Below are 8,749 nucleotides of genomic sequence, written 5' to 3' on the forward strand. Positions count from 1 at the left end.
TACTAACTAGCAGCTGATAGATCAGATATACCGCTGTGCATACGCAATAAATGCTTATCATAAAAACTGATGGTTTAAACAATTCAAATCCTACAAATATAGTGCTTACTGCGCTTATAGCCGAGGAAACCCCGACTAGCACGGCGTTTGATAGCAGATCCGTGCTGCGTATTGCCCGCGCTAAAAAATATAACCCTACAGCTAGGCATATCATAGATATAAGTCCGACGCCCTCCAACGCACCCACTTTATCTATATTCTTGATATATCTGCCTACCGCATTTAACGCCTCAAGCCCAAACGCTATGTAAAGGGTAGTTTTGGCAGTAGATAGATTTTCGCTCTGCTCTTTAGCGTCTCCGCATAAACATACAGGATTGCTCCCGCGCCTACGGATACATTTAGCTTTCGCACCATATCAGGCAACCTAAAAAAGTCGCTAATAAGCCAGATTAAAAACAAAACATTAGGCACCGAAAAAATAACCATAAAATGAAAAAAGCCCTGTTCTATATCCTTTAGGTCTGATGCTTGCACGCCCAAATCCGGACGAGATGAGTTTACAAGCGCCAACAGCTCGTTACCTTCTATACTCGTCCACATGACAGCAACCACTACTAAAAAAAGCCAGATGAGAAATGGCAGCCCGCCTAAAAGCTGAAAAATCGCGGAGATTATACGCCCAAGATAAAATCTATGCGCGCCGAAAGGCCCGAGGAACATATAAAACGCGTAGGCCTTATTTAGATCGTAAACCTTAGCTGAGCTTTGCGTAGAGCTAATTCTATCGGAATTTAGGGAAGCTGAATTTTGCCAAGTGGAATTCTGCTCTATAAAATTCTGCGAGTTCGCAGTATTTTCAGTAGAATTAAAACTTTTAGCGTTAGAATCTTGCTCCGCAGAATTTTGTGGAGTAAAATTTTGCCTTATGGAAGTGGAATTTTGCTCTATAGAATTCTGAGCCGTGGAATTTTGCTCGCTAGTATCATCCGCCGCAAGTTCTTCTTGCGCTAAATCTAAATTCTCAGATTGCTCCTGTGGTTTCTCGTCCAGAGGCTTTTTTTATTCGCCGCTTTTACGTCTTATGCTGGCTAGCGACGCAGGATTGCTGCTGCCGCCCCAAATATCTTCGCCCATCTACTCTCCTTGATTTTTAAAGCAATTTTACCTGAAATTTAAGGAATTTTTGTATATTCGCCACTACAAATTCAAAACAAAGGACAAAAATGCCAACAGTAACATTTCAAGGAAAGCCCGTAGAGTTAAGCGGGCAAGAGATAAATCTAGGTGATCGCGCGCCGCAAGTACGCTTAGTAGCTCAAGATCTAAGCGAAATCGAGATCGCTAGCGGCAAGCACGTGCAAATCATCGTCGCCGTGCCGTCGCTAGATACGCCCGTCTGCGCGACGGAGGCACGTAAGTTCAACGAGCGCGCCGCATCGCTTCCTAACACCGAAGTAATCGTCGTTTCGATGGATTTACCGTTTGCGATGGGGAGGTTTTGCACGACTGAGGGGATCAAAAATCTACGCGTTGCAAGTGATTTCCGCGATAAAGAATTTTGCCGCCGCTACGGCACCCTAATCGCCAGCGGTGCATTAGCAGGTCTTAGCGCCAGAGCGATCTTCGTCATAGATACCGCAGGCGTCGTGGTTTATAAAGAGCTCGTAAGCGACATAGCCTCTGAGCCTGACTACGACGCAGCCCTAGATTTTGCAGAGCTCGTCGCTCGCAACAGCTGCTCTAACTGAGCAAGATAATAGATCCAAGGTTTGGATAATTTTAACCTCGCTTTAGTTCACTACTTTAAGCAAATTTGCCCTACTACAAGTAAAAAACGAAGTAGGGCGCTTAAAATCAACTTCAATTTTACATTTTGATTTTACGCTTTGATTTGCGCTTCGGTGCACGCAAAGCTATTAACGCACTGCGATAGCAAGCGAACGAGCACGAAATATAGGATCGCCTGCTTCTAAATTTTAAATTTAGCAGCAGCGAGAGTTAAAATTTTAAAATTTGCTCGCTTAGCCACTCCGCGCGATAAATTCGCTAAAAGTTATCTCGCGGACGTCAAATTTAACTCCGAGCGAGGCGAGTTTGTCTTGTAGCGGTAGCGCCAGCTCCTCTATGCCGCTAAATACGCAAAGCGGCAAATTTTGCGCCCTCTCTTTGGTCACTGCAAAGCTTTCGTCGTCAAAAAATTTCTTTAAAAACACGAGCGTTTTTACCTTATCGGCACCCAAGTCCTCGATGAAAACGCTGAAATATTTATATTCGGGCTCCTCGCGCGCTTCATCTTTCTGCGAGTAGTCGTCCGCCAGCTCGCGGTAAAATTCGTTGTTTAAATCAGTAAGCGGCGCGATCGCTTCAAGCGAGCAAGGCGCCTCAAGCGCGGCAAGGACGGTTAAAATTTCTTCAAATTTAACGATATCGTCCGCGACCTTTATCGGCTCCCACGAGCCGGCGCCTAGGGCAAAATCCACGAAAAACGGATCGTCCATGCCGTTACGCGCGATGACCCGCCAGCTCTTTCGCCACTGCCCTGGTGCGTCGTCTGCTAGCTCCTCGCCAGTTTTGCGGCTAGCGAGCCTATATCCGTCCTGAAAACTCTCAAACTCGCCCTCATCGGGATAGAAAAACGGCAGCAAAATGGACTCTGAAACGATGCGTTTGCGGATAAAATTTCGGATCAAATTCGGGATTTGCATGGCGCGACCTTTGGGTTAAATTTGAGCGAATTTTAGCAGAGTTTTTAACCTGAGCAAAATTTACATTCAAATTTGACGCACACAAAAGAAGCAAATTGTGCTCAAATTTTCACCAAATTTGAGCACAAAAAGACAAGCGGAAGTATCGCGAGATGATTTTGAGAGTTGTGTAGAAATTTTAAGTCAAGGCTAGACAAGTAGTCTGCCGCAGACTTAAAATTTCAAATCTCTCTCAAAAGCACTCGCGAGACGACGCATTAAATGCTTTGTAAGATTTTAGGTTTACTAAACGCTTGTATAGGTTTAATCTCCCCCTTAAATTTCTCGATTTGCGCTAGCACGGTGTGGGCCGAGTTGCTTTGCGCGAGACTTGACGTGCCTTTATCAAACGTAAGCACGTTTACGCAGCCGTGCTGGCAGAGGCTCTTTTCGCCCCAAACCTCGGGATCGTACCACGCGCCCTCGCAGATCGCTGCGACGCGCTCGGGCACGATGTCGGTAACGAGTACGCCTGCCAAAATTTCGCCGCGGTCATTGAAAACGCGCACGATGTCGCCATTCGCAAGTCCGCGATCTTTGGCATCTTTTGGATTTATCAGCACCGGCTCTCTGCCGCTAACCTCGGCAAAATTTCTGATGATCGAGTTGTTTAGCTGGCTGTGCAAGCGGTAGCGAGAGTGCGGGCTTACGATGTGGATCGGATACTTCGCCGTCTTTTTCGCATCGCCTAGCCACTCCTTAGGCTCGATCCAAGTAGGCATCGGCGGGCAGTCGGCATAGCCCATCTTAGCGATCGTTGGTGAGTAAAGCTCGATCTTGCCAGATGGGGTGCCTAGGCGGTTTTTGGCGGGATTTTCGCGGAATGCCGCAAGACGCGTATATAGTGCGCTGCTCTCATCGTCCTTTTCAAAGCGCACGAAGCCTTTATCGTAAAATTCCTCGAAGCTAGGCATCGTTATATTTAGACCTTTGGCTTGCTCTGCGGCATCGGCGTAGAATTCCTTCATCCAGCCTAGCTCGTCCTTGCCCTCGCTAAAGACCTCGCCGTATCCCCAGCGCTTGCAGATCTGCTCGCAGATCCAAAAGTCGCTCTTACTCTCGCCCATCGGCTCGATTGCAGGCCTGTAAGCGACTATATATTCGCCCGTAGCGCCCGTTTGGTTGATGTCGTTGCGCTCGACCTCGATCGCGACGGGAAGCACGATGTCGCTAAGTTTTGCGGTGCTCGTCCAGTACGGCTCGGCGGTGATGACGGTGTCAAATTTACGCCACTGCTTGACGATATTATTCACGTCTTGATGGCGCGTAAACATCGATCCGCACGCCATATATGCGACTCTCATATGCGGCAGCTTGATCTTGGTACCGTCATAATCGATCTGCTTGCCTGGATGCTCCAGCGCCTCTATGCTGCGAGAGGACGGGATGGTGATGTTTTTCGCGTTTTTCCAAGGCGCAGAGCCCGTGTTTTCGTATTTTTCATCTATGCGCGTGCTAAGGCCCTTTAAAATCGGAGCCACCTTATTCGTAGCGCCCGCAGAGCCGTAGCCTAGGCTAAATTCAAAGCCGAGACCCTCCTTGCCGATATATCCCAGCATCGCATTGAGCGCCACTAGCGCCCAGAAAGGCTGCTCGCCGTGATCTGCGCGCTGCAAACCGCGACCGATTAAAATCGTGCTCGGCTCCTTTGCAAGCGCTGTAGCAAATTTCGCAATAGCATCCTCGCTAAGCCCGCAAATTTTGCTCGCCCAAGCTGCGTCCTTTACGATTTTATCGCTCTCGCCTAGAAAATACGCTTTAAATTTATTAAATCCGACGGTATATTTTTTGATAAATTCCTCGTCGTAGAGGTTGTTCGTAAAGAGATAATGGCACATACCGATGATGAGCGCGGTGTCGGTGTTTGGGCGCACGATAATATCTTCGCTGCCGAAGTAACGCGCGGTGTCGTTTCTCATCACGTTTACGCTGTAGGTTTTGATGCCCGATTTTTTAAGCTCTTGCATGCCGATGTAGCCGTCGTGCGTAGGCGGAATGGATGAAATTTGATTGGTTACCGCAGGATCGGTCGCCCAGAATACGACGTTTTTAGCGTTTTTGACGATCGCTTTCCACGTAGTAGGCGCGTCGTAAACGGCGCTTGAGCCCAGCACGTGAGGCATTATAACAAGCCCCGCACCGGTGGAGTAGTCGCCGCTTTCCTCTACGTAGCCGCCTAAAATTTTAAGTATTCGGTGCGCTACGGTGCGACCCCAGCCGATCTTGCCGCTGCCGCCCCACCAGTAGCACTCGCCGTAGATCGCCTCGGCGCCGTATTTGTCGAAATTTTCTTTCAAAGCCTTCGCCGCTAGATCAAGAGCTGTGTCCCAGCTAACCCGCACAAACTCCTCTTTACCGCGCAGTTCGCTCTTTGCCGCGCCTTTTGCCTTTAGATAGCTTTTGCGCACCATCGGATAGAGCACGCGGTTTTCGTTCTGCACGGAATCGGGCAAGCTGTAATTCATCGTGTTTGGAAATTTATCGCCCTCAAAATCGCTTACCGAAACGATCTGCGACGAGTTTAAATTTAGCCAAAAAGTGCCGAATCTATTTGCGCCGAATACTTTTTTGTTATCGAAAATCGTCTGCGTAACCCCCTCGATCCTGCTAGCGCTTGCCGCGCTTGCGCCTAAAATCCCCGCCTTTAAAAAGTCTCGCCTTTTCATCTGATCTCCTTTATCATTCAGGTTTTTTTGCGTTGTGTTGTAGGTATTTTACGATCAAATTTAAATCATCGCCCTCAAGCGCTACGTAGTTTGCGTTGATCATCTCTTGCAGATTCGCAGGCCATTGATTTGCCGTGAAGCTATTCGGCTCGTGAAGCCTATGACACGCCGAGCAGATCTGCTCGTAGTTTGTCTTTGCCTCCGCATAAAGCGCCTTGGCATCCTTGGCTACGGCATCCGAGCTGATCTCGTAAACTCCCTCGACTTCGTACCAAACCTCGCCGTAATCGTCCTCGAGCTTTTTACCCTTTTTAAAATTTGTTTCGGCCTCGTTCGCAAAGGTCGCGTAAATTTCAGCCTCTTTCATATTTTTTTGGATCTGAAGCTGATAGTTTTCGCTCACGACGCCTTTGATCTTAATCTTGGTAACGCCGCCATCGCTGGATATCACCTCGATCGGCGTTAAAATTTCAGCCTCGCCGATTGCTTTGCCGTCTTGCGAGATCGTAGCGGTTTTGGAGATCACCTCTCCGCCGAAAAGCGAACACGCACAGATAAATGAGATAAAAATTTTCCTCATAAAGTATCCTTTCTGGGTTGTCTTTAACGCGAATTATAAATCAAAGATAAATTTAAATTTGTCGCGATTGCGACGAATTTATCCTTTTTATGTAAAATTTACGTGAAATTTTATGCAAAGAGCTGCTATGATAGATAGACTAAATAACGATTACAGCGAGAAATTTGACTTTTTAAGCAGGGAGCGGATTGCTAAATTTAGGCGCGAAAGCTACGCTCGCGGCGACGTGATCTACGCGCAGAAGTTTAAATTTATCATTTTGCTGCAGGGCAGGGCGAAGCTAAACTGCTACGAAAACGGCAAGGAATTTATCTTTAGCTTCGTAAGAAGCGGCGCCTACGTTTGCTTGGATAAAAACACGAGCCTTGAAATTTTAAGCGACTGCGAGACGCTGCAGATCAACATCTCGGAGCTTTTTGAGCTGCTTGGAGACGAGTTTGCAAGCTCGATCATAAACGCGCTTATCAAAAATATCTACTCACAACGGATTTTAATTAAAGAGATCGTTTTTGCGAAAATCCAGACGCGGATTTTAAATTTTCTAAATCGCATCGCAAACGCCGATAAGATCGTGGAGCTTCCCTTTAATATAATGACGCTGGCAAGCCTACTCGGTGCGCCTCGCCAAAACGTCTCTCAGGCGATTACGAAGCTAGTAAATGACAAAAAGATCGTGAAATTAAAGGGCAATAGGATTAAAATTTTGTAGATTAAATCCGCAAGGCGAGTTTAAATTTAAACTATTTTGGCGAAAGCCGCCCGCGAAATTTTAAATTTAACCCAATAAAAGGGCGCGTGGCGCGAATCAAACGAAAGGACACGCAGATCAAAAAGACAAGCGGAAGCATCGCAAAGTAAGATGAGGCTCGGATAAATTGGAGACCGGGCGTTTGCGCGACCAAGCAAATTTCACGCGCAAAATGCGGTGCGACGATTTAACGCTCTTGGCACGAATTTTAAATTTAACAAAGCGAGGCGGCGCGCTAAATTTTACAAAGATTGCAAAATTTTTACAGCGTCGTAAGTTTTCGCCTGCGCTTTTAGAAACTCGCAAAGCTCCTTTTGCTCGCAAAGGCCGTGAGCGAGCAGAAACTCCGCCGTCATCTCGTCATCCAGCACCACAGCTACTTTGATAAGCGTTTCTACCTCCTTTTTATCGATGCTCGCAAAGCTTTGAAATTTTAAAATTTCCTCCAAATAGCGTAATCTCCCGTCACGGAATTCTTTAAATTTGGCTCCCGCGGCAAACTCCCTCGCGGCAAGCGGCAGCGCCTCCTTATATCCGAGAATAGAAACGTTGTTATCGCTTAAAAATATTAATTCGCTGCCCGCAACCGAGCCGACCACGTCTTTCGTATCTCGCGCGCCGTTTGCGATCAAAAACTTAAATGCCTCGAAATTATCACTTGCCGCGGCATCTCGCAACAGCCCGCTAGTCTTGGCGTCCGCGCCGTTTTGCACCAAAAGCTCTAAAAGCCGCATCGCATCGGCGCTATCAAAGTGATAAAGCTTCGCCATCTCACCGCTAAATTTCGAGCCGAAAAAGATCGCGAGCTTTAGCGGCGAGAAATAACCGCCGTCTCCGCCGTAATTGAGATTTGGTTTAAATTTAAGGATTTTTTCTATCCGCTCGAAGTCGAATTTTGAATTTCGAAGCACCTTCGGATTAAAAATAAAAGCGGTGAAAATTCTATCTTTAAACTCCCCGAAATCCTCGTCGATCCTGCCCCTGTTTTGCGCCGCGAAGGCTAAAAGTGCGTCCAAGCCCGCATCTATCTGCGCGTCGCTAGCATTTTCATCGTAAAAAATTTCAAAATTTGGCTGCGGCAAATTTGACGCCGTCTGTTGCGTAGTAGAAGCCGCATCCTCTTTAACGGCGCCGAAAGCGCAGCCCGCAAGCAAAAGCCACAAAAAGATAAAATTTTTCATATCGCCCTTTCCATAAATTTTGCGCGATTATATCAAATCTAAGGCTAAATTTAACGGCGTCTTGAAATTTCATAAAAAGCAAACGGCAAATAAATTTAGCCCAAAAAAGCGCATTTTGATTTTAATTTCGCTAGAATTAGCCATAAATAACCTAAACAAAGGAGCAGTAAATGAAACTACTTTTTACTTTGATCTTGCTTTGTGCGGGGCTTTTTGCAAACACGCTGCAAGAGATCAGAAATAGCGGCGTCATTAGAGTAGGCGTCAGAGACGGCAGACCGCCTTTTAGCGAGATTAGCGGTGGTAAATTTGAAGGCTTTGAGATCGAGCTTGCCAATGCGATCGCAAAGGCGATTTTCGGTGCCAAACAAGGCGAAGTGCAGTTTGTCTCTCTAAGCGCCACCGATCGCGTCTCGTATCTAGTCAATAATAAAGTCGATATGGTCGTAGCTACCTTTGTCATCGATTCGGCACGTAAAAATCACGTGGACTTCTCGACGCCGTATTTTTCGACCAATCTCGGCGTGCTAACTCGCAAAGCGGACGCCATCAAAGATATATCACACTTGCGCGATATAAGGCTCATAACTGAAGAGGGCACGACCGTAGATAATTACCTCAAAAAAGAGAAATTTAGCAACGTAAGCTACTGCAAAAACACAAGCGAATGCTACGCGATGATCCGTGACGGCAAAGCTGACGGATACATCAATTTAAATATCACGGTGCTAGCCTACGCCGTCGTGGACGATACGCTCGAAGTACCGTTTCAAAACTTCGGTAAGCCCGATTTCATCGGTATTGGCGTGCAAAAGGGAAATAAGGAA

9 protein-coding genes are annotated in these 8,749 nt (G+C 46.9%); 4 read left to right on the plus strand and 5 right to left on the minus strand.

Translation table 11 applies throughout. From position 1 onward, the window contains the following. The first annotated feature begins 50 nt into the window (after positions 1-50). A complete protein-coding gene (locus tag Q0277_RS03185; protein WP_297995528.1) occupies positions 51-311 on the plus strand; it encodes a hypothetical protein in 261 nt (86 codons plus the stop codon). Here the strand turns inward: Q0277_RS03185 and Q0277_RS11170 are convergent. Then, a complete protein-coding gene (locus Q0277_RS11170) occupies positions 304-1,053 on the minus strand; it encodes a TM2 domain-containing protein (RefSeq protein WP_366517318.1) in 750 nt (249 codons plus the stop codon). The genes Q0277_RS03185 and Q0277_RS11170 overlap by 8 nt on opposite strands. Positions 1,054-1,226: 173 nt before the next feature. On the opposite strand from Q0277_RS11170, the gene tpx reads away from it, so the two are divergent. Further along, positions 1,227-1,751: a thiol peroxidase gene (gene tpx / locus Q0277_RS03195; protein WP_005872978.1), complete on the plus strand. Its 525-nt coding sequence runs from the start codon at positions 1,227-1,229 to the stop codon at positions 1,749-1,751. A gap of 273 nt (positions 1,752-2,024) precedes the next feature. On the opposite strand, the gene Q0277_RS03200 is transcribed toward tpx, so the two are convergent. The 3 genes from Q0277_RS03200 to Q0277_RS03210 all read right to left on the minus strand — a co-directional run bounded on the left by Q0277_RS03200 (position 2,025) and on the right by Q0277_RS03210 (position 5,993). Then, a complete protein-coding gene (locus tag Q0277_RS03200; RefSeq protein WP_297995530.1) occupies positions 2,025-2,708 on the minus strand; it encodes a hypothetical protein in 684 nt (227 codons plus the stop codon). A gap of 257 nt (positions 2,709-2,965) precedes the next feature. Next, the gene (locus tag Q0277_RS03205; protein ID WP_297995533.1) at positions 2,966-5,413 is read right to left on the minus strand and encodes a molybdopterin-dependent oxidoreductase; all 2,448 of its coding nucleotides are present in this window, start codon (positions 5,411-5,413) and stop codon (positions 2,966-2,968) included. A gap of 13 nt (positions 5,414-5,426) precedes the next feature. Further along, entirely contained in the window at positions 5,427-5,993 is a 567-nt protein-coding gene (locus Q0277_RS03210) for a hypothetical protein (protein WP_297995536.1), read from the minus strand. Between the two features lie 127 nt (positions 5,994-6,120). On the opposite strand from Q0277_RS03210, the gene Q0277_RS03215 reads away from it, so the two are divergent. Further along, entirely contained in the window at positions 6,121-6,702 is a 582-nt protein-coding gene (locus Q0277_RS03215) for a Crp/Fnr family transcriptional regulator (RefSeq protein ID WP_297995539.1), read from the plus strand. A gap of 281 nt (positions 6,703-6,983) precedes the next feature. On the opposite strand, the gene Q0277_RS03220 is transcribed toward Q0277_RS03215, so the two are convergent. Then, positions 6,984-7,922, minus strand: coding sequence for a hypothetical protein (locus tag Q0277_RS03220; RefSeq protein WP_297995542.1), 939 nt, complete (start codon positions 7,920-7,922; stop codon positions 6,984-6,986). Positions 7,923-8,092: 170 nt separating this feature from the next. Between Q0277_RS03220 and Q0277_RS03225 the strand changes: the two genes are divergently transcribed. Then, positions 8,093-8,749, plus strand: a 657-nt coding sequence (locus tag Q0277_RS03225; RefSeq protein WP_297995545.1) for a transporter substrate-binding domain-containing protein, incomplete at its 3' end; no start/stop codon positions are given.

The sequence above is a fragment of the uncultured Campylobacter sp. genome, assembly GCF_938030815.1.
GTDB lineage: Bacteria > Campylobacterota > Campylobacteria > Campylobacterales > Campylobacteraceae > Campylobacter_B.

Coding starts and splice junctions, on each gene's coding strand:
- Q0277_RS03185 (WP_297995528.1), top strand. CDS start 51: ATGCTTATCATAAAAACTGATGGTTTAAACAATTCAAATCCTACAAAT.
- tpx (WP_005872978.1), top strand. CDS start 1,227: ATGCCAACAGTAACATTTCAAGGAAAGCCCGTAGAGTTAAGCGGGCAA.
- Q0277_RS03200 (WP_297995530.1), bottom strand. CDS start 2,708: ATGCAAATCCCGAATTTGATCCGAAATTTTATCCGCAAACGCATCGTT.
- Q0277_RS03205 (WP_297995533.1), bottom strand. CDS start 5,413: ATGAAAAGGCGAGACTTTTTAAAGGCGGGGATTTTAGGCGCAAGCGCG.
- Q0277_RS03210 (WP_297995536.1), bottom strand. CDS start 5,993: ATGAGGAAAATTTTTATCTCATTTATCTGTGCGTGTTCGCTTTTCGGC.
- Q0277_RS03215 (WP_297995539.1), top strand. CDS start 6,121: ATGATAGATAGACTAAATAACGATTACAGCGAGAAATTTGACTTTTTA.
- Q0277_RS03220 (WP_297995542.1), bottom strand. CDS start 7,922: ATGAAAAATTTTATCTTTTTGTGGCTTTTGCTTGCGGGCTGCGCTTTC.